Source organism: Clostridium sp. (assembly GCF_050717635.1).
Lineage (GTDB): Bacteria > Bacillota > Clostridia > Clostridiales > Clostridiaceae > Clostridium_AD.
Window position 1 is genome coordinate 616,503 of record NZ_JBOITO010000013.1, and the last position, 24,813, is coordinate 641,315.

29 protein-coding genes and 1 tRNA gene are annotated in these 24,813 nt (G+C 31.5%); 27 read left to right on the top strand and 3 right to left on the bottom strand.

What is annotated here, in order from left to right; genetic code table 11:
* Positions 1 to 12: 12 nt before the first annotated feature.
* The 8 genes from ACREWB_RS08825 to ACREWB_RS08860 all read left to right on the top strand — a co-directional run bounded on the left by ACREWB_RS08825 (position 13) and on the right by ACREWB_RS08860 (position 6,259).
* Positions 13 to 549, top strand: coding sequence for a Spo0B domain-containing protein (locus tag ACREWB_RS08825; RefSeq protein WP_431547086.1), 537 nt, complete (start codon positions 13 to 15; stop codon positions 547 to 549).
* Positions 550 to 618: 69 nt separating this feature from the next.
* Complete coding sequence (gene obgE, locus ACREWB_RS08830) at positions 619 to 1,902, top strand: GTPase ObgE (RefSeq protein ID WP_431547087.1); 1,284 nt, start codon at positions 619 to 621, stop codon at positions 1,900 to 1,902.
* Between the two features lie 52 nt (positions 1,903 to 1,954).
* Complete coding sequence (gene yhbY, locus ACREWB_RS08835) at positions 1,955 to 2,245, top strand: ribosome assembly RNA-binding protein YhbY (protein WP_431547088.1); 291 nt, start codon at positions 1,955 to 1,957, stop codon at positions 2,243 to 2,245.
* A 92-nt stretch (positions 2,246 to 2,337) separates the two neighbouring features.
* Positions 2,338 to 2,940, top strand: coding sequence for a nicotinate-nucleotide adenylyltransferase (gene nadD / locus ACREWB_RS08840; RefSeq protein ID WP_431547169.1), 603 nt, complete (start codon positions 2,338 to 2,340; stop codon positions 2,938 to 2,940).
* A gap of 53 nt (positions 2,941 to 2,993) precedes the next feature.
* A complete protein-coding gene (yqeK, locus tag ACREWB_RS08845; RefSeq protein WP_431547089.1) occupies positions 2,994 to 3,566 on the top strand; it encodes a bis(5'-nucleosyl)-tetraphosphatase (symmetrical) YqeK in 573 nt (190 codons plus the stop codon).
* Positions 3,567 to 3,570: 4 nt separating this feature from the next.
* Entirely contained in the window at positions 3,571 to 4,845 is a 1,275-nt protein-coding gene (locus tag ACREWB_RS08850; RefSeq protein WP_431547090.1) for an LCP family protein, read from the top strand.
* A gap of 26 nt (positions 4,846 to 4,871) precedes the next feature.
* The gene (locus tag ACREWB_RS08855) at positions 4,872 to 5,252 is read left to right on the top strand and encodes a RidA family protein (RefSeq protein WP_431547091.1); all 381 of its coding nucleotides are present in this window, start codon (positions 4,872 to 4,874) and stop codon (positions 5,250 to 5,252) included.
* Positions 5,253 to 5,326: 74 nt separating this feature from the next.
* Complete coding sequence (locus tag ACREWB_RS08860) at positions 5,327 to 6,259, top strand: RluA family pseudouridine synthase (RefSeq protein WP_431547092.1); 933 nt, start codon at positions 5,327 to 5,329, stop codon at positions 6,257 to 6,259.
* Between the two features lie 57 nt (positions 6,260 to 6,316).
* On the opposite strand, the gene ACREWB_RS08865 is transcribed toward ACREWB_RS08860, so the two are convergent.
* Positions 6,317 to 7,594: a serine hydrolase gene (locus tag ACREWB_RS08865; protein ID WP_431547093.1), complete on the bottom strand. Its 1,278-nt coding sequence runs from the start codon at positions 7,592 to 7,594 to the stop codon at positions 6,317 to 6,319.
* A 138-nt stretch (positions 7,595 to 7,732) separates the two neighbouring features.
* Here ACREWB_RS08865 and ACREWB_RS08870 point away from each other — a divergent pair, with 138 nt between their 5' ends.
* The 5 genes from ACREWB_RS08870 to ACREWB_RS08890 all read left to right on the top strand — a co-directional run bounded on the left by ACREWB_RS08870 (position 7,733) and on the right by ACREWB_RS08890 (position 13,009).
* The gene (locus ACREWB_RS08870; protein ID WP_431547094.1) at positions 7,733 to 8,404 is read left to right on the top strand and encodes a helix-hairpin-helix domain-containing protein; all 672 of its coding nucleotides are present in this window, start codon (positions 7,733 to 7,735) and stop codon (positions 8,402 to 8,404) included.
* Positions 8,405 to 8,485: 81 nt separating this feature from the next.
* Entirely contained in the window at positions 8,486 to 9,514 is a 1,029-nt protein-coding gene (selD, locus tag ACREWB_RS08875) for a selenide, water dikinase SelD (protein ID WP_431547095.1), read from the top strand.
* A 32-nt stretch (positions 9,515 to 9,546) separates the two neighbouring features.
* Entirely contained in the window at positions 9,547 to 10,926 is a 1,380-nt protein-coding gene (gene selA, locus ACREWB_RS08880) for an L-seryl-tRNA(Sec) selenium transferase (protein WP_431547096.1), read from the top strand.
* A gap of 20 nt (positions 10,927 to 10,946) precedes the next feature.
* Complete coding sequence (gene selB, locus ACREWB_RS08885) at positions 10,947 to 12,863, top strand: selenocysteine-specific translation elongation factor (RefSeq protein WP_431547097.1); 1,917 nt, start codon at positions 10,947 to 10,949, stop codon at positions 12,861 to 12,863.
* Positions 12,864 to 12,912: 49 nt separating this feature from the next.
* Positions 12,913 to 13,009: transfer RNA gene (locus tag ACREWB_RS08890), tRNA-Sec, on the top strand.
* An 81-nt stretch (positions 13,010 to 13,090) separates the two neighbouring features.
* Here the strand turns inward: ACREWB_RS08890 and ACREWB_RS08895 are convergent.
* Positions 13,091 to 13,474 (bottom strand): hypothetical protein, encoded by a 384-nt coding sequence (locus ACREWB_RS08895; RefSeq protein WP_431547098.1) that lies wholly within the window; start codon positions 13,472 to 13,474, stop codon positions 13,091 to 13,093.
* Positions 13,475 to 13,522: 48 nt separating this feature from the next.
* Complete coding sequence (locus ACREWB_RS08900; protein ID WP_431547099.1) at positions 13,523 to 13,780, bottom strand: hypothetical protein; 258 nt, start codon at positions 13,778 to 13,780, stop codon at positions 13,523 to 13,525.
* A gap of 246 nt (positions 13,781 to 14,026) precedes the next feature.
* On the opposite strand from ACREWB_RS08900, the gene ACREWB_RS08905 reads away from it, so the two are divergent.
* The 14 genes from ACREWB_RS08905 (at position 14,027) to ACREWB_RS08970 (ending at position 24,810) form a co-directional block, all read left to right on the top strand.
* Positions 14,027 to 14,341: a hypothetical protein gene (locus tag ACREWB_RS08905; RefSeq protein ID WP_431547100.1), complete on the top strand. Its 315-nt coding sequence runs from the start codon at positions 14,027 to 14,029 to the stop codon at positions 14,339 to 14,341.
* A 12-nt stretch (positions 14,342 to 14,353) separates the two neighbouring features.
* Positions 14,354 to 15,394 carry a V-type ATPase subunit gene (locus ACREWB_RS08910; RefSeq protein WP_431547101.1) on the top strand — a complete coding sequence of 347 codons (1,041 nt, stop codon included), beginning with the start codon at positions 14,354 to 14,356 and terminating at the stop codon, positions 15,392 to 15,394.
* Between the two features lie 34 nt (positions 15,395 to 15,428).
* Positions 15,429 to 17,396, top strand: a complete 1,968-nt coding sequence (locus ACREWB_RS08915) for a V-type ATP synthase subunit I (protein WP_431547102.1) — start codon at positions 15,429 to 15,431, stop codon at positions 17,394 to 17,396.
* 63 nt (positions 17,397 to 17,459) lie between these two features.
* Positions 17,460 to 17,885 (top strand): ATP synthase subunit C, encoded by a 426-nt coding sequence (locus ACREWB_RS08920; protein ID WP_431547103.1) that lies wholly within the window; start codon positions 17,460 to 17,462, stop codon positions 17,883 to 17,885.
* Between the two features lie 16 nt (positions 17,886 to 17,901).
* The gene (locus ACREWB_RS08925) at positions 17,902 to 18,210 is read left to right on the top strand and encodes a V-type ATP synthase subunit F (protein WP_431547104.1); all 309 of its coding nucleotides are present in this window, start codon (positions 17,902 to 17,904) and stop codon (positions 18,208 to 18,210) included.
* A 46-nt stretch (positions 18,211 to 18,256) separates the two neighbouring features.
* A complete protein-coding gene (locus tag ACREWB_RS08930; RefSeq protein ID WP_431547105.1) occupies positions 18,257 to 18,868 on the top strand; it encodes a V-type ATP synthase subunit E in 612 nt (203 codons plus the stop codon).
* A 20-nt stretch (positions 18,869 to 18,888) separates the two neighbouring features.
* Positions 18,889 to 20,646 (top strand): V-type ATP synthase subunit A, encoded by a 1,758-nt coding sequence (locus ACREWB_RS08935; protein ID WP_431547106.1) that lies wholly within the window; start codon positions 18,889 to 18,891, stop codon positions 20,644 to 20,646.
* A gap of 30 nt (positions 20,647 to 20,676) precedes the next feature.
* Positions 20,677 to 22,059, top strand: coding sequence for a V-type ATP synthase subunit B (locus ACREWB_RS08940; RefSeq protein WP_431547107.1), 1,383 nt, complete (start codon positions 20,677 to 20,679; stop codon positions 22,057 to 22,059).
* 1 nt (position 22,060) lies between these two features.
* Positions 22,061 to 22,681, top strand: a complete 621-nt coding sequence (locus ACREWB_RS08945) for a V-type ATP synthase subunit D (protein ID WP_431547108.1) — start codon at positions 22,061 to 22,063, stop codon at positions 22,679 to 22,681.
* 184 nt (positions 22,682 to 22,865) lie between these two features.
* A complete protein-coding gene (locus tag ACREWB_RS08950; RefSeq protein ID WP_431547109.1) occupies positions 22,866 to 23,045 on the top strand; it encodes a hypothetical protein in 180 nt (59 codons plus the stop codon).
* A gap of 185 nt (positions 23,046 to 23,230) precedes the next feature.
* Positions 23,231 to 23,395 (top strand): zinc-ribbon domain-containing protein, encoded by a 165-nt coding sequence (locus ACREWB_RS08955; RefSeq protein WP_165413721.1) that lies wholly within the window; start codon positions 23,231 to 23,233, stop codon positions 23,393 to 23,395.
* 151 nt (positions 23,396 to 23,546) lie between these two features.
* Positions 23,547 to 24,065, top strand: a complete 519-nt coding sequence (locus tag ACREWB_RS08960; RefSeq protein WP_431547110.1) for an MORN repeat-containing protein — start codon at positions 23,547 to 23,549, stop codon at positions 24,063 to 24,065.
* 145 nt (positions 24,066 to 24,210) lie between these two features.
* Positions 24,211 to 24,357, top strand: a complete 147-nt coding sequence (locus tag ACREWB_RS08965) for a hypothetical protein (RefSeq protein WP_431547111.1) — start codon at positions 24,211 to 24,213, stop codon at positions 24,355 to 24,357.
* A 192-nt stretch (positions 24,358 to 24,549) separates the two neighbouring features.
* Entirely contained in the window at positions 24,550 to 24,810 is a 261-nt protein-coding gene (locus ACREWB_RS08970; protein WP_431547112.1) for a hypothetical protein, read from the top strand.
* Positions 24,811 to 24,813: the final 3 nt, after the last annotated feature.

Genomic DNA, 24,813 nt, shown 5'->3' on the forward strand with positions numbered 1-24,813 from the left:
CGGAGGATAGTAATGAATGAATTAGAAAATTATATAAGTTTACACAGAAAACAGAGACATGATTTTATGAATGATTTACAGATCATATATGGATATTTGCAAATGAAGAGGCCAAGTAATGCTTTGGAATATATAGAGAGACTAGCTAAAGAAAATGAGATTATTAGTGAAATTTATAAATTACAAGACAATGGATTTTCACTATGCCTTGAGAGTAATATTAAAAGGCTATGGGCAAGTGAAATAAAAGTGGAATTGGATATTGAAATTAGTAATTTTAAAAATAGTATCTTTGAAAGTGAATATAATAAAAAAAGTGATTTAGTTAACACTATATTTATTGAAATAGAAGAAACTAACCAGAATTTTGTTTATATTTATATATTTGAGGATGAATTAGGTGAAAGTTTACTTATTACCAATAATGCAGCAATGTCTGACGAGATAAGTTGGATGGATGAATGGCAACAAAGAGACGTAGAAATAGAACACTTGAGAATTTATAAATGTGGTTTTGGTAACAATATAGCTTATAGATTAATATTTTAGTGAACCTAACGTTTGTTAATTCATTAAAATAAAACAAAATAGAAATTGAACTAAGGTAAGGTGAAATATATGTTTATTGATACAGCTAAGATTTTTGTGAAATCCGGAAATGGTGGAAATGGAGCCGTTTCATTTAGAACAGAAAAATATATACCACTGGGTGGACCAGATGGCGGAGATGGTGGAAATGGTGGAAGTGTAATATTAGTAGTTGATGCTAGTATGACAACACTACTGGATTTTTCCTATGCAAGGAAATTCATAGCAAAAGCTGGAGTACAAGGTTCTGGCTCTAAATGTTATGGAAAAGGTGGAGAAGATTTATTAGTTAGTGTTCCAATGGGTACTATTGTAAGAGATTCAGAAACAAATAAAATAATGTGCGATTTATCTCATGATGGTCAAACTTATGTTATTTGTAAAGGCGGACATGGCGGAAAAGGAAATGTTAAGTTTTGTACACCTACAAGGCAGGCACCAAATTTTGCTGAACCAGGAATGCCAGGAGAAGAACGTTTTATTAAGCTTGAACTTAAGCTTTTAGCTGATGTTGGACTTTTAGGTTTCCCAAATGTTGGTAAATCAACACTTCTTTCAGTAGTATCTAAAGCAAGACCTAAAATAGCCAATTATCATTTTACTACACTAAAACCAAATTTAGGAGTAGTAAGTGTTAAAGGCGCTAAGAGTTTCGTTATGGCTGATATACCAGGAATAATTGAAGGAGCAGCTGAAGGAGTAGGCCTTGGAATAGGATTTTTAAGGCATATTGAAAGAACTAGAATGCTTATTCATGTAGTTGATATATCACAAATTGAAGGTAGAGATGCTGTAGAGGACTTTATTAAAATAAATGAAGAACTTAAAAAATATAGTATTAAACTATGGGATAGACCTCAAATTATAGCAGCTAATAAAAGCGATATGCTATATGATGATGAAATCTTTGAAAACTTTAAAAAGAGATTAAATGAAATGGGATATGATGATAGTAAGATATTCAAAATATGTGCGGTTACAAACCAAGGCGTTGAAGCACTAATTAAAGAAGCAACAAGAATTTTAACCACTATCCCAGTTACAGAACTAGTAATAGCAGATGATGAAAAATATGTAGTAGAAGAAAAACATTTTACCTACACAATTGAAGTGGACTCGGAAGGAACTTATGTTGTTGATGGAACCTTTGTTGATAGACTTTTAAATGCTGTTAATATAAATGAACCGGATTCTCTTAAATATTTCCATAAAGTACTAAAGAATAAGGGAGTATTTGATGCATTAGTTGAAAAAGGAATTCAAGATGGCGATTTAGTAAGACTACAAAAGTTTGAATTTGAATTCTTATTATAATAGGTAATAGATTAAAACTATTACCTTATAAGAATGTGACTAGGAGGATATTATGATTACAAGTAAGCAAAGAAGTTATTTAAGAACCCTAGCAAACCCATTACAACCTATATTTCAGGTTGGGAAAGCTGGAATAGAACAGAATTTCTTAAAACAGTTAGAGGATGCATTAGAATCTAGAGAACTTATTAAAATTAAGATTCTAAATAATAGTGGAATAACTGCAAGGGAAGCTTCAGATATAATTTGCGCGGCCATAGCTGCTGAGGCAGTTCAAACTATTGGTAGCAAATGTGTATTGTACAAAAGGTCTTTTAAAAAGCCTAAAATTGAATTACCATAAAAGCATGTAATTTTACATGCTTTTTCCTCTATTCAGAATTTGAATATATGTTATTATAGGTTGTGATATCTTTATAAAATAAAGAGGGTGTTATAGTGAAAAAAGCTATTTTTGGAGGAACATTTGATCCGATTCATATAGGTCACATTCACATCGCTTATGGTGCGTTATATAATTTACAGTTGGATAAGATTATATTCATGCCAGCAGCTAATCCACCTCATAAAACTAATAAAGTAATTATAGATTCCAAAATTAGGTATGAGTTAGTTAAAAAAGCAATAGAAATGGAAAATCACTTTGAAATAAGTGATTATGAAATAAATAAAAAAGAAAATAATTATACCTTTGAAACCCTTGAACTTTTTAATTCCATGGACAGTAGTATAGAGTGGTACTTTTTAGTTGGTGCTGATAGTTTAATGGATTTAGAAAAATGGAAAAATGTAGCGGAAATATTTGAAAATTGTAAGCTGATAGTTTATAATAGAACAGGGTTTACGAAAGATGAGTTGTTAGTGCAGAAAAATTATATAGAACAGAAATTTAATTCGAAAATATTTTTTTTGGATTTACCAATCATAGATATATCTTCAACAGATATTAGAAATAATATAAAGATAGGTAGAAATGTAAATTATCTTTTACCAAAAGGTGTGGATGAAATTATCCATAAGTTTAAGTTATATAAATAGTAGTGGAAAATATGTAATGTTTTATGTACAATATAAGTAATAGGGGGAATTTAATGTGGAGTGAAGTGAAAATGTACAATTATTTACATGAAAATTTAAAAGAAGCTAGATTTAGACATAGTTTAAGTGTTAGTGAAACAGCAGTCGCGCTAGCTATAAAATATGGAGTAAATATAAAAAGCGCAAGAATTGCAGGCTTAGTACATGACTGTAGCAAGAATATGAAGGATGAGCAGCTTATAAAAATGGCTACAAATCATGGATTGCAGTTAGATGAAGTGCAGTTTAGAACCCCCACCTTATTGCATGGAATAGTTGGTGGCATAATAGCTAGGGAAGTAATGGGAATTTATAATGATGATATTATAAATGCAATAAGCTTTCACACTACAGGTAGAAAAAACATGAGCATTTTAGAAAAAATAATTTTTATTTCAGATTATACAGAGCCATTAAGAAAATTTGATGGGGTAGAGGAATTAAGGTGCTTAAGCATGAGGGATTTAGATGCAGCAGTGTTGCAGTCTCTTGACAACACCATAAAGTATATTGTAAATCAAAAAAAAATATTGCACAATGATACAGTAGATGCAAGAAATTATTTATTGTGCAAAAACAGTAGGTGAGAGTATGAAAAAGGTGGGTAAACGAAAGAAAATAGTTAATTATAAAAGATTTGCTCTAGTTACTATTATAACTTTGGTGACGATAGTTGCAGTAGCAGTCATATGGTTTTATTCTTATTTAGCAGGGTTTAATGATAATTCAGTAGATTTAACTAAAAAAAATCCCGCTGGAAACATTGAAGCTAGTGACGTAGAAAAAATTGTTAATGACGGTAAATCTTGTAACATATTAGTTATGGGAGTAGATATAGGGGATCCGAATTCTAAAAGTGCTAATGACCCTAAGAGGACGGATACAATGATACTGGCACATTATAATGCAGAAGCTAAAAAACTTGATTTGATTTCTATTCCTAGAGATACCTTAATTGTGATAAATGATAGAAATCAAAAAATTAATAATGCCCATGCTATTGGGGGTGTGGAGCTTGCTGTTTCCGCTGTAGAAGAGCTATTAGGTATTCAAATTGATTACTATGGTAAAATCAATTATGAAGGGTTTAGAAGTGTAATTGATGCTATTGGTGGAGTGGATATGTATATAGAAAGAACAATGCATTATGATGACCGTTCTCAGAATCTAAGCATAAATTTTAAAAAAGGCACAACAGTACATTTGGATGGTAAAAAAGCTGAAGAATTTTTTAGATGGAGAAAAAATAATGATGGCAGTGGTTTCGCAAATGGAGATATAGACAGAATAAAAAATCAACAGAAATTTATTACTAAAGTTATGGATAAAATAAAAAGCCCTATGATAGTAGTTAAGATACCAAGTATTTTATCGGCTATTCAAAAGAATGTAGAAACTAATATGGATGCTAATGATTTACTTAGTTATGGGTCTACATTTGCTACTATGAGTAGTGATGATATATCTATGGACACTATTGAAGGTGTGGGGGAATATATAAATAATATATCCTATTTTATATATAATGAAGAAGCAAGTAAAGAGATTAATTCTAAATTAAGAAATGGTAGTACACAATCTATTGATAAGTCTAATCTTAAAATAAAAATACTCAATGGTACTAAAAAAGTAGGACTAGCAAGTGATTTTTCAGAATATCTAAAAGAAAATGGATATAACGAAGCGGTAACCGGGAATGGGGAAGCTACTAGTGAAACTATAGTTACTGTAAATGAAAATAGTAAAGGCCTAATAAATGATTTAAAAAAAGACTTTAAAATAAATAATATTAAATTTTCATCGTCAATTGAGGGAGAGTTTGATATAATAGTGTTGTTAGGCGAAGATCATGAATTAATGCACTAATGCATTAATCACAAGGAGGAGTAAAAATGGAAAAACATATCATAAGTACAAGTAAAGCACCAGCAGCTTTAGGCCCATATTCTCAAGCAGTAAAAGTAGGGGAGCTAATATATACTTCAGGTCAATTACCAATAAACGCAGCTACTGGAGAATTTATAAATAATGATATAAAAAAAGCAACAGCACAATCTTTAGAAAATGTAAAAGCTGTATTAGAAGAGGCAGGCACAAGCCTCGATAAGGTAGTGAAAACACTAGTGTTTTTAAAGGATATGAATGATTTTGCGGATATGAATGAAGTGTATTCACAATATTTTAGTGAAAATCCACCAGCTAGGTCTTGTGTTCAGGTAGCAAAACTTCCTAAGGATGCATTAGTAGAAATAGAAGTAATTGCTATAGCTTAAAATAAACTTTGTTTAGTAATAAGTTTTATTAGCCTCGGATTATAATCCGAGGCTTTTTATAAAAGAGGTGCAGTATGACAAATAAATTAACGTATATGGTTAAGGTGGATGTAAAGGAAGTTAAATTAAGGGATTATTTAAAGTACACTGAGGACTTATCTAGTAGATTCTTAAAAAGCTCAGGTATTAGTGGGAAAATAAGTGTGAATGGTAGTGTTTCTAAGTTAAACCATAGAATAAGCACAGGTGATAAAATTGAAATTGATATGAAGAAAAATGAGCATCAAAACATTGAGCCAGAGAAGATGGATTTAGATGTTATATATGATGATGTGGATCTTATTGTCATAAATAAAAAGCCAGGTATAGTGGTTCATCCTACTAAGGGATATCCATTTGGAACTCTTGCCAACGGAGTTTCATATTACTTTAAAGAAAGAGATGAAAAATGTATTGTAAGACTAGTGAGTAGACTTGATATGTATACATCGGGTCTTATAATAATTGCAAAAAATCAATTTTCACATATGGCCTTAGCTAGGGACATGCAAAGTATCCACAAAAAAGCTGGAGATATGGAAGGAAAAACTTTTGAAAAAAGTTATATGGCTATTGTACATGGAAATATGAAAAAGAGATCAGGTACTATTGATTTACCTATTGGAAAACCTGACGAGGAAAGTATAAATAGAGAAGTTTTTGAAGGTGGACAAAGAAGTATAACTCACTATGAGGTTATTGAGTCTTATAAAAATGGAGATTTAGTAAAAGCAACTTTGGAGACTGGTCGAACACATCAAATTCGTATTCATTTTAGTCATCTTGGTCATCCTATTTATGGAGATAGCCTTTATGGAACAAGTGAAGAGTGTTATATCCATAGGCAGGCACTGCACGCCTATAAATTAATTATCCCTCATCCAAGAACAGGTAAGCAGCTTATACTTGAGTCGGAACTTCCAGAGGATATGAAAAAACTTATAAGCAAATTAAAAGCAGAGTGTTAATATAAAAAAGCGCCAGGTACATACTATTGATTTAGTATACTTGACGCTTTTAAAATATTATCTTCTATCACTAAAGTTGTTTATATAACTATCAGATTTCCTTCTTCGTCTTCTTCTTGCTCTTCTTATTCTCATAAAAATTATGAATAAAACTAAGGCAACTAGAACATATTTTATTATGTTGGCTAAAAGAGGTGATTTTTTTGAATTATTCTTTGAAAACATATTGGTAAGTGATGATTTTTTAGCATAATCTATGCCGCTAGACAAGTCTAAACTATAAGAATCCTTACCAAAAGCGATTGTAGATTTACTTACTACATCACCTTTCTTAATAGATAATTTATCCGAATTCGTTCCATCAATTTTTACAACTGGAGGTGGAGTTGAATCTTTAGCTTTGACAATATACAAATCCTCCGAAGCCAGAAGAGGAAGTACAGTACCATCTTTTAAGGTTAAATTTGAAACTGCATCACCTTTATTAAAATATTTAAAAAGCACAAAATTATCAAATCCATAATCCAGTAAGTCTCTACTGTCTTTGAAAAAAGTCTTTTTGGAGTCATGTACAAGAGCAACTATAAGTTTTTGACCATTTCTAGTAGCTACTGCGATATAAGAATGTTTTGATTGAACAGTATAGCCCGTTTTGCCACCTACGCAATCTTCATAATAGTAAGGGTCACCCTTCTGTATTAGTCGATTACCATTCCAAAGAGGACGTTTATCCTTGCACTTATTTGTGGGCGCCATTAGATAAGAAGAAGTCATCGCTATTTCCTTGTAAGTATCATGCTTAGTAAGCTCCTGCATAATTAGAGTTAAATCGTAGGCTGAAGTTTTATGATTAACATCATATAGCCCATTTGGATTTACAAAATTAGTACTAGTGCAGCCTAGGGATTTTGCTCTTTCATTCATAAGCTTTGCAAATTCTTCTACTGAACCACTTATATGTTCGGCTAAGGCTATGGCACAGTCATTAGCGGAGGCTAATGTTAGTCCGTATAACAATTCTTTTACGGGAAGTTTTTCACCTTCGCGTAAATATATTTTTGAACCGTCAGCTAATGATGCATTTTTACTTACTGTTACTATATCATCTAATTTCGTTTTTTCTAAAGTTAGAAGTATAGTCATTATCTTAGTTGTGGAGGCCGGAGGGTATGCAGAATCCTTATTTTTCTCATAAAGTATTTTACCCGTAGCTGCATCCATTAAAACAACACTATCAGCTGATACCGTTTTCGGGTTTTCTTGTGCTTTAGCTATTGGAGCTATGTTAAAGAGTATAAAAATCGACAAAAGTATAATTGTATTTAATTTCCTCATAGATTACCTCCAGTCATTGATATTTATATTATAGCAAAAAAAACTTTTCTTAGCGACAGTATTTATGAAAAGTTGTCAATAATTTTATATATAAGGTAAATTAAAGCAAAATGCAACTTAGGCTAAAGAGGAGGAACTATGAAAAATAAAGAAAAAATAATTGGTTCAATAGTAATTTTGTGCATAAGCATTGTTTTTATAATAGTTGGATATACAATGTCAAGTCCAAAAGAAAATGTTACTGCTAAAGATTATGAGGATATATTTGTAGAAACTGATAAAAGTACAGTAAAGAAGGATTTAGTAAAGAAAGAATCTACGGGAGCTTTAGTGACTGAATCATCTATGGTAGAAGATATTAATATTAAGGTGGATATAAAGGGTGCTGTAAAAGTTCCTGGGGTCTACGAAATAAAAAAAGGAAGTAGAGTAAATGATCTTATAAACTTAGCAGGAGGAGCTACTATTGACGCAGAACTTGATGCAACTAATCTCTCTACAAAACTAAATGATGAGGACTGTGTTGTTATTTATAAAAAGGGAGAGGAAGTTCAGAGTGAAAACTTTAAAGGTAGTACGCAGAGTGCTACCGTTTCAAGTTCACCAGAGGAAAAAGACATTATTAATATTAATACTGCGGAAAAAGATCAATTAAACACTCTACCGGGCATAGGGGATGTTAAAGCTGATGCTATAATTAAATATAGAGAAGAAAATGGAGGATTTAAATCCATAGATGAGTTAATAAAAGTAGGAGGCATTGGGGAAAAGACTTTACTTAAGTTTAGAGATAAGGTAGACATAAAGTAACTAATGGTATAAAATTATTATGAAGATTTAGTAACAACAAATTATTATAATTATTTAATAAAAATATGAGGAGGCGGCAATATGGAAAAGAGACTTACAGAGCTTTCAAAAACATCTGGCTGAGCAGCTAAAATAGGGCCGGGTGCCTTAGCAAAGATATTAGATAAATTACCTAAAATGGCAAATGAAAATTTAATTGTTGGAATTGAAACTTCTGATGATGCAGCGGTATATAAATTAAGTGATGAAATAGCAGTTATTCAAACCTTAGACTTTTTTACACCAGTGGTAGATGATCCTTATACCTTTGGCCAAATAGCAGCAGCAAATTCATTAAGTGATGTGTATGCTATGGGAGGTAAGCCAACCTTAGCACTAAATATAGTGTGCTTTCCTAATTGTTTAAAGATAGATATACTTGGAGAAATTTTAAAAGGTGGCGCAGATAAAGTAATAGAAGCTGGAGCAATGGTAATAGGTGGGCATTCTGTACAGGATGATGAACCTAAATATGGTCTATCCGTTATGGGAATAGTGCATCCAGATAAGGTATTAAAAAATCATGGCTGTAATGTAGGAGAAGTATTGATTTTAACAAAACCCTTGGGTACTGGTATAATTAGTACAGCAATTAAAGCTGAAATGGTTTCTAAAGAAGCTTATGATATTGCGGTTAAAGTTATGAGCACACTAAATAAATATGCTGGAGAAATCATTTTGCAGCACCAGATTAGTGCTTGTACGGATATAACAGGTTTTGGGATAATGGGACACTGCTATGAAATGGCTAGTGGGTCGAAGGTAAGCCTTAAATTATTTAAAGACCAAATACCATATATAAAAGAGGCTAAAGAATATGCAAAGATAGGTCTGGTTCCTGAAGGCAGTTATAATAACAGGGCATACTTAGAAGGAAAATATGAGTTTAGGAATGTACCCGAATGGTTTGAAGATATTTTATTTGATCCTCAAACTTCAGGCGGGCTTTTAGTATCTTGCAAAAGTGAAGAAGCAGAAAAGATTATGATCAAGTTAAATAAATTGGATTTAGAATCAAAAATCATTGGAGAGGTAATACCACTAGAAGATAAGTATATAATTGTAATCTAACTAACAAAATAAATGCAGGGAGGTTAATTACTATGAATACAGAACTTTTAAGAAGTTTACCTAAGATAGATGAATTACTTCAAGAAGAATCAATAAAAAAGATACTCAGCGGTAATAGTCGAGTTCTTGTATTAGATTCTTTAAGAGAAACTATAGAAGTTTATAGAAATGCAATCCTAAAAGATGAAATAGAATTATTAACAAAGCAGCAGATAATAACTTCCTCAATTAAATTACTAAATAAAAAAAGCAGCCCAAAACTTAAAAAAGTTATAAATGCTACTGGAATTGTAATTCATACAAATTTGGGAAGATCTCTTTTATCAAAGAATGCAATAGAACAGGTAATTAATGTTTCTGGAAATTATAACAATCTTGAATATGATATAGAAAAAGGTAAAAGAGGGTCTAGATATTCACATATAGAAGACATTCTAATAAAAATAACTGGAGCAGAGGCTGCAATGGTGGTAAATAACAATGCAGCGGCGGTAATGCTTGTGTTAGATACGCTCTGCAGGGGAAAGGAAGCTATAGTGTCTAGAGGGCAATTAGTGGAAATTGGTGGGTCTTTTAGAGTTCCTGAGGTTATGAAATTTAGTGGAGCTAAATTAGTAGAAGTTGGTACCACTAATAGAACTCATTTATATGACTACGCGGATAATGTTACTGAAAATACAGGAGTAATGTTAAAAATACATACTTCTAATTTTAAAATTATGGGATTTACCCAGGAGGTATCTATAGAAGAGCTAGTAGTGCTTGGTAATGAAAAGTCTATACCAGTAGTTGAAGACATAGGAAGTGGAGTCCTAATAGATTACGCTAAATATGGACTCCAATATGAACCCACAGTGCAAGAAAGTATAAGAAAAGGCATAGATGTAGTAACATTTAGTGGAGACAAGATGCTAGGTGGCCCCCAAGCTGGAATTATAGTGGGCAAACAGAAATATATTGATAAAATGAAGAAAAACCAGTTAACTAGAGCTCTTAGAATAGATAAAATGACTTTGGCAGCTTTAGAGGGGACGCTTGGGAATTATTTAGATGAAGCAGAAGCTATTAAAAACATACCAACACTAACCATGCTTTTGTGTCCAAGTGCAGAGCTTAAGAAAAGAGCACAAAGACTAAAGAGAAAGCTCCAAAATAAAAGGTCCAAATTCACTTTTATTATAGATGTTGATTACTCAATGGTGGGTGGAGGCTCCATGCCCACTGAGAAAATGGAAACATACGTTATTAAAGTGAAAAGTGACATTTTTACAGCACAGCAAATAGAAGAAAGATTAAGAATGAACAAAGTAGCTATAATTGTAAGAATTAATAATAATGAAGTGCTTATGGATCTTAGGACACTATTCCAAGAGGATTATGAAATTATTACTGAAGCTTTCAATGAAATGTAAGAAAAGGGAGTTGTTATTATATGAAACATATTATTATAGGTACGGCAGGGCATATAGATCATGGAAAGACAACTTTAATTAAAGCCTTAACGGGTAGAGAAACGGATACTTTAAAAGAGGAAAAAGATAGAGGAATTTCTATAAATATAGGATTTACATATTTTGATTTACCTTCCGGAAGAAGAGCTGGAATTATTGATGTTCCAGGTCATGAAAAATTTATTAAGAACATGCTAGCAGGAATAAGTAGTATAGATGTAGTGCTCCTTGTAATAGCAGCAGATGAAGGGATTATGCCTCAAACTAGAGAGCATTTTGAAATACTACAATTATTAAATGTAAAAAAAGGAATAATAGTGCTTACAAAAGCGGATCTTGTGGACCAGGAATGGATTGATATGATCACTTGTGATATCGAGGGTGAGTTTAAAGGTACATTTTTACAAGACGCACCTATTCATGCAGTATCCTCAAAAACTAAAATGGGATTTGAAGGGCTTATTTATAATATAGACAAAATTACAGAAGAAGTTGAGGCTAAAGATACGCAGGGTCATTTTAGGTTGCCTGTGGATAGAGCGTTTTCTGTAAGTGGATTTGGAACAGTAGTAACTGGAACAATAATAAGTGGAAGAGTAAATGTAGGAGATACTGTAGAAATATATCCATCAAAAGTAGTTACAAAGGTTCGTGGCATTCATATTCATGATAAACCTTGCGGGGTTGGAGAAGCAGGTCAAAGATGTGCTATAAACTTAGCAAATATAAAACTAAGTGAAATAAGCCGCGGTAATGTAGTGTCTGTGTTAAACATAATGGAACCCTCTTATTCAATAGATTGCGCCCTTTATTATCTAAAAAGTGCAGGAAAACCACTAGTTAATAGGCAGAGAGTTAGATTATACCATGGAACAGATGAAATTATTTGTAGAGTAATTATACTAGACAGAGAAGAGATAGCTCCGGGAGAAAATGCTTATGTGCAATTGAGACTAGAAAAGCCAATAAATGCTCAAAGAAATGATAAATATGTCCTTAGAAGTTACTCGCCCATGTACACCATAGCTGGTGGAACTATAATTGAGCCTTTCGCGGACAAGGCTAAAAGGTTTAATGAAAAGTATATTGAAGATCTTGTGGTAAAAGAAAGTGGGGAAACTGAAAACATTTTAGAAAATACTCTAAGAAAACTAAGTGGAGACTACCCAGATGTTAACATGATTTTAAAAGCGCTAGGTAAAAATGAACAAGATATAGAAGATAAATTGCAAACGCTGGTAGAAGATAACAGAATAATAAAGTTAACAGCATTAGACAAGACAATATATATACATACAGAGTTTATTAAACAAAAGATAGAGGAAATAGAAAAGATTTTAATAGTATATCATAATGAAAATTCACTTAAGGTTGGAATGCCAAAAGAGGAAATTAAAAACAAGATTTTCGGAAAAAATATTAAGCAAAAAACCTATGACGAAATATTAATCCTTATGCAAAATAGAAATGTTATAAAAGTTTATGAAAAGAATGTATCATTATATGATTTTAGGATACACTATACAAGTGAGCAAGAAAAATTGAGGAATACAATTATGAAGGCTTATCATGAAGGGTGTTACAATACCCCTAAGTATAATGACTTAGCAGTAAATGAAAAGGACAAAAAGAATTTTAAAATGGTGTTTGATTCGCTTATGGATAATGGAGAGTTAATAAAAATAGCTGAGGATTGTATTTTTACAAAAGAGCACTATGAAAACTCAAAACAAATAGTGTATAATTACATTGTGGAAAATGGTAGCATAGCTGCATCAACAGCTAGAGACGCCTTCAATACAAGTAGAAAATTTTCAGTAGCTCTTTTAGAACATTTTGATGGTATAAAATTGACGAAAAGAGTAGAAAATGATAGGATATTGTATAAGGAAAGTTAAAATGTTGTTGAATATAGTAATGTTATATGCTATAATTAACACTGCTACTGGGAGTAGATAGGTGCTGGTGTGCCTGCCAGTCTTCAAAACTGTGTTGTCGTGCTAATACCATGATGGGTGTGTTCGATTCACACATATTCCCGCCAATTGAAATGACATATTGCGGCCTAGATACATATCTTTATGTATTCTGGGCCGCTTTTTTTGGTGCCACGTGGGTGGCACTTTTAGTGCTTTTTTGTAATATAGTTAATTAAATTATATAACACAGTGTAAACAAAAAAGAATGCTATAAACCCCCACAATCCTGCCACAATATCTGAAAATTCCATATTGCCTCTTTTAGTGATCTTCTGCATTATCTCAATAGCAAAAACAATAACTAAAAGTACAGTAAATGTATATATAAAGGATAAAATAGAAATATTATATTTTGACATAATCTTAAATAACTTATCAACAATAATATAAATAAACATACCAACTATGCCAATTACAATAAAATGAAGCACTTTATCATTTGATTGCATTCCAAAGCTTGGGAAAATAGCTATTAGTAAGTCGTGTAATTCATTTGTGATTGCAACAATAAATTTTAAGATTTTAATCATGCGTAACCACCCCCATAAACATTGATTTAAATCTTAATAAATTAGCATCTAATCTTCTTTTGGAGCATCTTCAATAAAATCTATTCCATTTTGTACAATTTTATAATTTCCTCTGTCTTCTTGTTTCTTTATAAAATTCTTTAAAATTAGAGAACTTAGAGAAGCTTTAAATAATCTAATATCACCTTTACCCTTGCCTAAATCAATTCCTAATTTTATTTTTGCCACGCTTTGTGGGGATGAAGCTCTATTTTCATATAGATAACTTAATGTGTTAGCTTCAATTTCTTTTATATCATCCTTCATAATGACCTCCTTGAAATTTCATTTATTATTAGTACATCATTATACTATACCTCTTAAATAATAAAAAGGAAAATTATTATTAAAAGTTGATATATTAGGCATAAATAAGAGATATAAGCAGTTAGAGTTAGCTATTGCGAAATATATTTTAAAAGCCTATAATGAAAAGATAGTTATTATTGATAACTATAGGATAATATGGATCTATATATGGATTTTAAATTTATAAATATTGGAGGCGAGGCTTTGGAATTTGCAATGAACAAAATAATGAGTATAGATAAGGATGCTGAAAACTATAGAAAAGGAACGTACAAATTGCTAAAAGAAAAGCAAGACGAACTCAAAACTACAATAGTGGATATAAAAGCTTCATTTCAAGAAGAATCTAAAAACATTAAGAATGATATAGCAAATGAAAAATTGTTAGAAGCGGAGCATAAAGCTGAAAACATAAAAAAAGAGAAAGAAGAAGGATTAAATAATATTAATACAAAATATCAAAGTAATAAACTAGAACTTATAGATGAAGTATTTAATAAAATAATAAAGTCGATATAGAGGTGAAAATATATGGGAAGTGTTGGTAAGTTTGGTGCTGTAAATACTAAAGTGAAGTCTATGATGGGAAAGATGCTTAGCACTGATCAGTATTTAAAACTACTAAATTGTAAAGACTTTAAAAGCACTGTTAAAGTAATAATAGAAGAAACAAGTTATGGCAAACTATATGAAGGATACAACTCAGAGAACATTCATAGAGAGAATCTAGAGATCGTTTTAGATAGGCACTTTATAAGTATTTATAGTAAATTCATAAACTATTTTAATGGTGAATATAGGAAACTCATAAAAGCATTATTTCTAAGATGGGAAATAGAAGATTTAAAGGTAATTATTAGAGGTAAATATTTAGGCCGTAGTGGAGGCGAAATTGAAAGTAAGCTAATTGCAAGAAGTCCATTAAATACAATAAATTATGATTCGCTATTAACACTTAAGACTGTAGAGGATGTAATAGATGGGCTAAAAGGCAGTATATATTATAAGCACTTAAGAAATTTAGCGGATGTCACAAGTGAAAAAGGACTGTTTAAGATTGAAACAGAGCTTGACTTTGTTTATTTTTCATCTATACGGCGGGTATTAAAGCATTTAGATGCTGAAAATAAAGAAGTGGTCAGTGATATTATAGGAGTAGAAGCAGATCTTTTAAATTTAGGATGGATATATAGAGGGAAGACTTTTTACAAAATACCTCCAGAGGAATTATTCAATTATATTTTATTTAATAGTTTTAAGCTTTCAAAAGAGAACCTTAGAAATCTTTGTTATATAAATAATATGGAAGAGTTTCATACCATAATAGAAAAAACACCTTATGCATCCATATATGAGAAAGATGATCCTAATGTTATAGAAAAGCGACGTAGGGAATTTGAAAAAAAATACTTTAAAAAATTTCTTACACAAAATAAAACTAATATTAGCATGGTTATGAGTTTTCTTATGTTCTATAGAATCGAAACCAGAGATATTATATCTATAATAGAGCAAAAAAGGTATGACATTGATATGAATGAAGGTATTAATTATATATCTGTCACGTTATAAATTTTACTACAAAAGAACATAGGAGGTGATTTTTGTGGCTATAGAAAAAATGCATATGGTTAATTTAGTTGGAGCAATTGAAGATTTTGATAAATTAACTAAAATGTTAGCAATAGAGGGCTGTATGCAGCCAGTAAGTGCGTTGCAAGAAATAAATTCATCAGACTTTGTACTTAAAACTTCCGTGGATAATATAGAAGCTTTAATGGATGTAAACTATATAAGACCATACTTATATGATAAAGATTATAATATAAGTTTAAAACAAATCGAGAAACTTTCGGAGATTCAAAAGAATTATGTCATAAATAAGGAATATAGCAAAGAGATGATTTTTGATTTTGATATGGTAGAGAGTGAATTATCCGAAGTATATGACAAATACATGATTTTAAATACAAAATTTGAGGAACTAAAACAAAAAAAGCAAGATCTTAAGAATACTTATGATGCACTAGAATTCTTAAAGAGTGTATCTATTCCCATTGAAGAAATTATCACTATGAAGAATTTTAAAGTGGGCTTATACAAAGTCCCTGAGCAAAATATGCTTAAGCTAAAAGCAAATTATGAAAATATCCCTTCAGTAATTGAAACTGTGAACAAGGGAAAATACTTTGTTATGTTCATAGCATTTACTCCAATACTCTTAATAGCAGAAACTGAAAGAATTTTTAAATCTGCAAATTGTGAAGAGATTTTCATGCCTACTCATTATAAAGGGATTCCGAAGGAAGTTACAGTAGTTGTGCAGGGTGAAATAAATAATGTGAAAAATGCTACAGTTGAAATTGAAAAAGAAATTCAAAATTTTCTAAACGATAATTATGAAACTATAGTGAATCTAGAAAATAGTTATGAGCTAGAGAGAAAATCTGAGGCAATAAAAAAGACAGCAGCTTGCACAAACGAATTTTTTTATCTTTCAGGGTGGATACCTAAAAGTTTCATGGAAAGAATTGACAAGTTATTGCTTGGTTTTAATGATAGAATATTAATTATTAAAAAAGAACCTAACCAAAGAACTAATAAAATTATAACTCCACCAACAATGCTTAAAAACAATAAATTGTTCAAACCTTTTGAAACCATGGTTTATATGTATGGTGTTCCTAGCTATGATGAAATTGATCCAACCACGTTTATGGCAATAACATATATTCTAATGTTTGGAGCTATGTTTGGAGATGTAGGGCAAGGGTTAATATTACTTTTAGCAGGTTTCCTTATAAACATTAAAATGGGTAAGAGCAATATAGGCGGAATATCTCAAAGACTGGGACTAAGTTCTATAATATTTGGGTTTCTATATGGAAGTGTATTTGGATCTGAACACGTAATTTCTGCCCTTCTAATTAGGCCGATGGAAAATATTAATGATGTATTAATCGGTGCCATAATATTTGGAACTGGTTTCCTTATTATAGGTTTTATACTGGGTATTACCAATAGTCTAAGGCGAAAAGATATAGAACGTGGTTTTTTTGGCAAAGAGGGACTCGCTGGTTTTATGTTCTATATTGGAGCTTTAATACTAATAGCATCTATAATTTATAAAAAGCCACTACTACCAATTGGTATATGGATAATATATTTTATTTTCTTTTTACTTATGATATTACTAAGACAGCCGTTAGCTAATATTATTTTAGGAAAAAAAGAATTATTCGAAGCAGGAGCAAAGGAATATTTTATAGAGTCAAGTTTTGAGGTAGTAGAAACTATACTCTCTTTATTTTCTAATACACTTTCATTTGTTAGAGTAGGAGCATTTGCGCTAAATCATGTGGGACTTTTCATGGCATTCTCTGCCTTGGCTTCCATGACTAATAATGGATTTGTTTCAATATTAATAATGATAATTGGAAATGTAGTAATTATATGTCTTGAAGGGCTCATCGTATTTATACAAGGATTAAGACTTGAATATTATGAACTATTCAGTAAGTACTATGAAGGTAGTGGAGTTGATTTTGAACCTGTGAAAATTAAATTTAAGTAATATATATTAACAAATTAAGGGTTCTTATTTATGATTTAGATATTAGAAGGAGGAATAATAATTATGACTATATTATTAATGTTAACATTTTGTGTTGTTATAGCGACTATCACTTACGGAGTTGTTCAGCAAAGTAAGAACAATATTTTAGGTAAACAAAAAATCAAAAAAGCATTAAAAATAAACCTAGGTGCATTTATACCAGTAATGACAGTAGCACTTATTACTAATATTCCAAGCGTAGCAAATGCTGCAGGAACAGTGGCAGCAAACCCATCCGCTGGTCTTGGATATTTAGCAGCAGGTCTTTCTACTGGACTTGCAACCATTGGTGCAGGAGTTGCAGTAGGCGCAGTTGGATCTTCTGCGGTAGGTGCTGTATCTGAAGATCCTAAATTGCTTGGAAAAACTCTTATATTTGTTGGTCTTGGGGAAGGTATTGCTATATATGGACTTGTTATATCCATAATGATACTTCAAAGATTATAATTTTCAGGAGGGATTTATGAGAAGTTATTTAATAAGTGATAATGTGGATACATTTGTGGGTATGAAGATGGTAGGAATGGAAGGCATTGTTCTCCATGAAAAAGAAGCAATAATAGAAAAGATTGAACAACTTAAAAATAACGAAGAAATAGGGATAATAATAATAACAGAGAAAATTGCTCTTTTAATTCCAGATGAAGTAAATAAAATTAAGTTGTCAAAGGAAAGACCTCTTATAGTAGAAATTCCGGATAGGCATGGATGGCGTAAGGGTAGCGACTCTATACTAAGATATGTTAAAGAGGCTATAGGGCTTAAAATATAATCATAATAAATATACTTTAGTATATGAATTTACAGGAGGTTAGGCTATGACCACCATTGAAGATAAGATAAGTTTATTTTCTAAGATAATATATGACAAGGTAAATGATGAAAAAAATGAAAAGCTAGAGGCTTTAAATACTGAAATTGAAAAAAAATTGGATGCAGAAAAAGAAAAGATAGAAGAACTAAGACGAAATCTCCAAATAGAAGTTACAAAAAAATCTAATATTAAAGCAAATGGAATAGTGGCAAAAGAAAGGCTTAATAAGCAAAGAGAAATTTTATTTCTAAAAGATAAGCTTATTCAGAGTACTTTAGAAAATGTACGTGAAAAGCTTATACAATTTGTAGGTTTACCGGAATATAAATTATATTTCATAAGTACGCTGCAAAAAACATTAAAGGAAATAGATAGTGGAAACTACTATATTGTTGTACTTAAAAGGGATAAAGAAAAATTTAACAGTGACATCCAGGTGGTAATCAGTGAATACCCCAATTTAAATGTTGAAATTCTGGTTTCAGATGTGGATTTTATAGGTGGAGTAGTTATAAAGGATTTTGAAGAAAAATTTAAAATAGATAATAGCATAGAGTCTAAATTACAGGACAGTAAAGAATTAATAGGTGTTAGAGTCATGGAAATGCTGGCGTAGGAATCAGGGAGGGAAAACACATGGAAGGAAATATAATAGGAGTAAACGGTCCAGTTATAAAAGCTGAGCACATGAAGGGCTTTAAAATGAGAGGAATGGTTATGGTTGGTGAGAGGAAGCTTATCGGCGAAATTATAATACTAGAGGAAGATAACGCAACCATTCAGGTTTATGAGGAAACTAGTGGACTTAAGATAGGTGAGCCTGTAATTTCAACTGGTAGTCCTCTTTCTCTTAAACTTGGGCCTGGAATCCTTGGAAACATATTCGATGGAATTCAGAGACCACTTGAGAAAATAAATGAGATATCCTATGGATTTATACCGGAAGGAATAGGGCTTATGTCTATAGATGAAGAAAAACTTTGGGATGTAGATATTACAGTTGAGCCTGGAACTGTGCTAAAAGAAGGAGATATATATGCAACTGTTCAGGAGACTGAATCTATTGTTCATAAGCTAATGGTTCCACAAGGGTCCTTTGGAACCGTAACAGAGGTAAAAGAAAATGGAAAGTACAATATCGAAACTACAGTAGCCCAGCTTAAACAGGGTGAAACAAGTCATGAACTTAAGCTTTATCAATATTGGCCTGTAAGAAATCCTAGACCAGTAAAAGACAAAAAAACTATTTTTAAACCTCTCATTACGGGGCAAAGAATAATAGATACCTTCTTTCCTTTGGCTAAGGGAGGTACCTGTGCTATTCCTGGAGGTTTTGGCACGGGGAAAACTATAACCCAACATCAGCTTGCAAAGTGGTCTGATGCTGATATTATAGTTTATATTGGCTGTGGAGAAAGAGGAAATGAAATGACAGAAGTCTTAGAAGACTTTCCAAAGCTTATAGACCCTAAAACGGAGTTACCTCTTATGAATAGGACTGTGCTTATAGCTAATACGTCAAATATGCCTGTAGCTGCAAGAGAAGCAAGTATTTATACTGGTATAACTATAGCAGAATATTTTAGGGATATGGGATATCATGTTGCTATAATGGCAGACTCCACTTCAAGATGGGCAGAGGCACTACGTGAAATATCTGGAAGACTTGAAGAAATGCCAGCTGAAGAAGGATATCCAGCATATCTTCCTTCAAGAATTGCAGAGTTTTATGAAAGAGCGGGTTATGTTGAAAATTTAAACGGAAGCGAAGGCTCTGTTACTGTAATTGGGGCTGTATCACCTGCAGGGGGTGATTTCTCAGAACCTGTTACTCAAAATACTAAAAGGTTCGTATCTGTATTTTTAGGACTTGATAAAAAGTTAGCTTATGCAAGACACTATCCAGCTATAAACTGGTTATCTAGTTATAGCGGATACTTATCACTTTTGAAGGATTGGTATGAGGAAAACGTGGCTGAGGATATAATGCAGTTAAGGGCAAAGATGCTTAAGCTTTTATATGAAGAAGATAAACTTCTTGAAATAGTTAAGCTTGTAGGCGAGGATGTACTACCTGATGATCAAAGACTTATTATAGAGGTAGCCAAGTGCCTAAAAATAGCATTCTTACAGCAAAATGCTTATAATGCTGTGGATGCTTTTGCACCCTTAGATAAACAGTATAAGATGCTTAAAGTTATAGAATCCTTATATGATAATGGTAGAAGAGCTGTAAAAGTAGGAATACCTATTTCTGTTATAATTGATAAGGAGTTAATGGAAAAACTTTATAAAATGAAATATAATGTGCCAAATGATAAGCTTTCGCTAATAGATGATATAGAGCAGGAATTGGTGAATTATTTTGATGAACTTATAAAAAAATATAAATAAGCTGGGTATATACTTGTGAGGAGGTCCAATATGAAAAAAGAATATTTAATGTTAAATAAGATCCAAGGACCTTTAATTATACTTTCTAACGTGGAAAATGTAGCCTATGATGAAATCGTTGATATATTGGTTGATGGAAAGTATAAGAAAAAAGGAAAGGTTGTTCAAATTCATAAAGATAAGGCCATAATCCAAGTTTTTGAAACAACAACTGGCATGTCAGTGGATAATACTTCAGTTCATTTTAAAGGTGAATCATTTAAAATAGCGGTTACTAAGGATATATTAGGTAGGGAATTTAACGGAATAGGTGAAGCAAAGGATAACGGGGGAGAGGTTTATTCTTCTATAAAATACGATGTAAATGGAAGACCTATGAACCCTGTAGCTAGAAGATACCCTAGGGATTATATACAAACAGGAATTTCATCTATTGATTGCCTTGCTACATTAATTAGAGGACAAAAGCTTCCTATATTTTCTGGAAATGGTATTGCTCATAATGAGCTAGCAGCACAAATTGTAAGGCAAGCAAAAATCTCCGGTGATGCGGATGATAATTTTTGTATTGTGTTTGCAGCTATGGGTATAAAGTATGATGATGCAAACTTTTTCAAGAAAAGTTTTGAAGAAGCAGGAGTGCTTGAAAAGGTGGTTATGTTTATAAATTTAGCAGAGGATCCTATAGTAGAGAGAATAATAACTCCAAGATGTGCTTTAACCGTTGCAGAATATTTAGCCTTTGAAGAAAATATGCATGTGCTTGTAATACTTACTGATATGACTAATTATTGTGAAGCGCTTCGAGAACTTTCATCCTTAAAAGAAGAAGTGCCAAGTAGAAAGGGCTATCCGGGATATTTATATTCGGATTTAGCGTCGCTTTATGAACGAGCTGGGATGATGAAGGGAAAAGAAGGTAGCATAACACAAATACCTATATTAAGTATGCCTAATGATGATATAACGCATCCTGTACCAGATCTTACGGGGTTTATAACAGAGGGGCAAATTGTTTTAAGTAGAGGTCTTCAGCATAGAGACATATATCCACCAGTGAATATCCTACCATCGCTTTCTAGACTTATGAAAGATGGTATTGGCGCCGGATTTACTAGAGAGGATCATGCAGATGCGTCAAATCAAATATTTGCAGCTTACTCTAGGGTACAGGACGTAATGGCTCTCTCTCAAGTTATAGGAGAAGATGAACTGTCGGAAATAGATAAAATATATATGGATTTTGGTAGAGCGTTTGAAGAAAAATTTTTAAAGCAAGATTATGATGAAAATAGGGATATGTCAGAAACTTTAGATTTAGCATGGGAAATTCTTGGAATACTACCTAAAAATGAATTAGATAGAGTTTCACCAGAGATTCTAGATAAATATTATAAAAAAGTGGTAGAGTAATATGGAGAATTTTGCACCTACTAAATCTACGTTAATGGCTGCTAAAAGTTCCTTGGATTTTTCTAGAAAAGGCTTTGAGTTATTGGATAAAAAAAGAAATGTGCTTATAAGAGAAATGATGTCTTACGTTGATAAGGCGCGAGAACTTCAAAATCAAGTAAATATAGTTTTTTCAAAGGCGTACAAAGCTTTAGAATATGCAAATATAAACACAGGAATAATAAATATAGAGGACATAGCTATGGCGGTAGAAGAGGCTAAAGACTATGAAGTTTTATTTAGAAGTGTTATGGGGGTAGAAGTCCCTAAAATTATTTTCGAAAAAAAAGATATAGAGCCGAAATATGGGTTTTATAGAAGTAGTGCTTCCATCGATGAAGCAATGAAAGAATTTAATGGAGTTAAATATTTAACATACGAGCTGGCAGAAGTAGAAAATGCCGTGTATAGATTAGCTATGGAAGTTAAGAAGACTCAAAAGAGAGCCAATGCACTTCAAAATATACAAATTCCTAAATATGAGGGAATAGTGAAGTATGTTACAGAAGTTTTAGAGGAAAAAGAAAGAGAAGATTTCTTTAGGCTTAAAATAGTAAAAAAGAAACATAGAAAAGAAGATTAACACTAAATTCAATAAAAGAATATTCAAATTATTCTAAATGTGTTATAATGACGTTATAAGAAAGGGAGGACAAAAAAAGGAAAATTATATGAAAAGTAAAATAAAATTACAGTTTAGTTTTAAATGATATATGTAAAGTATATAATTATGAACAAAATTTTAAATAAATAATAAGAGGTGGAATATGGAAGAATATAGAGGCTACGTAATTGAAGTTATAGAAAACAGTGAGAAAGAATATCCATTTAGGGCTGTAGCAAGAAAAGAAGGAGAAGAGATTAAACATAAAGGACATAGCAAACTACAAGCAATAGATCGTGTTAAAGAGACCATTAATTTAACAATATCTAGAAGTAGTAAATAAAAAACAATATTTCAAAAAAAATAAAAAAGTATTGCACATTGGAAATATGTATGCTATTATTAAGAAGTTGAGATTGCAAAATCAGCAACAACAAGATTTAATATGATTAAAACATTACCTTTTTAGGCATATAAAGTAAATCAGCTCTTAAATCTTAATATAATTAAAAAGGAGAAATGTTTAAAATGGCAGATAAAACTATTGTATGTAAAGATTGTTCACAAGAATTTGTATTCACTGAGGGAGAGCAAGAATTTTACAAAGAAAAAGGATTCGAAAATGAACCTCAAAGATGTCCTGATTGTAGAAGAGCTAAAAAACAACAAAACAATAGAGGATTTCAAAGATAATTTAATCTAATAAAAAATACCTGTAGGATTTAGTTCCTATAGGTTTTTATTTTGCAAAAAATTCACCGTAATCTACAAAATTATGGTATATTATATTTGCTATAAGGGAAATTTAATATAAATACTACATATTAGAAGGAGAGATTATTACGTGAAAAGTATAAAGCTGAATACAGCTAATTTAAATAAAATTAAAATGCATAGTATTAAAGTTGAAAATACAACACACATTCATGGTGGAAAGTATGAAGGGCAAAGAAAAGATGGTTTAAAACATGGTGAAGGAACTTTTATTTATAGTGATGGCAGTAAATTTATAGGACTTTGGAATAATGGCAAGATGCATGGTCAAGGGACTCTTACTTGGGCCTGCGGAGAAAAGTATATAGGTGAGTGGGAAAATGATGAAAAACATGGGTATGGAATATATACTTGGCCAGATGGTGAAAAGTACATAGGTTTTTTTGATAATGGTGAGAAATCTGGTCAAGGTATTTGTATATGGCCAGAGGGAGATACATATGTAGGTGATTTAGTGGATGGGTTAAGACACGGAGAGGGAATCCATACTTGGGCTTCTGGAGAAAAATATATAGGTCTGTGGCAAAATGATGAAAGACATGGGCAAGGAATGTATATATATCCTGATGGGAAAGTAGAAGTGGTATAGCTGTAATAAATTAGTGGAACTATTTCATGGGATACATAATATTATGTACTAACAAAAGAAGCAGTGGGTGTTTCACAAAAATAAATACATTTTTTTGCGAAGATGCCTTATTAAAAAATATTGCCTTAAAAGAGGGGGAATATGAATGTATTTTTGGTGGATAATATTATTACTACTAGTTGATAACAATGATGGCTGTTGTAATGATTCTAATAATAACAACGGTTGTTGCAATACTATTATTATAAACAACAGGAGAAAATGTCATAGAAAATGCCCTAGAGATTGTTAAAACCTTTCTGTTAAAACTTTAATAATGGGTCTTAATATTAGTATATAAATAATTATTTTGAATTGTTTGATTGAAATATGGAGACTTTAGCGAGGTTTGCTGAAGTCTCCTGTTTAATACAAGAGTTATATAATAAATAAAATTTTCAAACATATAATTATACTAATATAATTATTTGATTGGAGGTTTACTATGGATTATGATTATAAAGGCATCGCCCTTATACCCATAATAACAATTTTAGTTGACGTTATTAAAAAAGCAGGGTTACCTAAAAATTTTGCCCCTTTAGCATCTTTAATTCTTGGAGTTATTGCTGGACTTGTATTTGAAAACAATGGAGATATTAAAAATGCAATCATTACAGGATTAATAATGGGAATGAGTGCATCTGGGTTATATTCTGGCGGAAAAGAGGCATCTAGGGGATATATAAAAATGATAAACAAGTAGGGA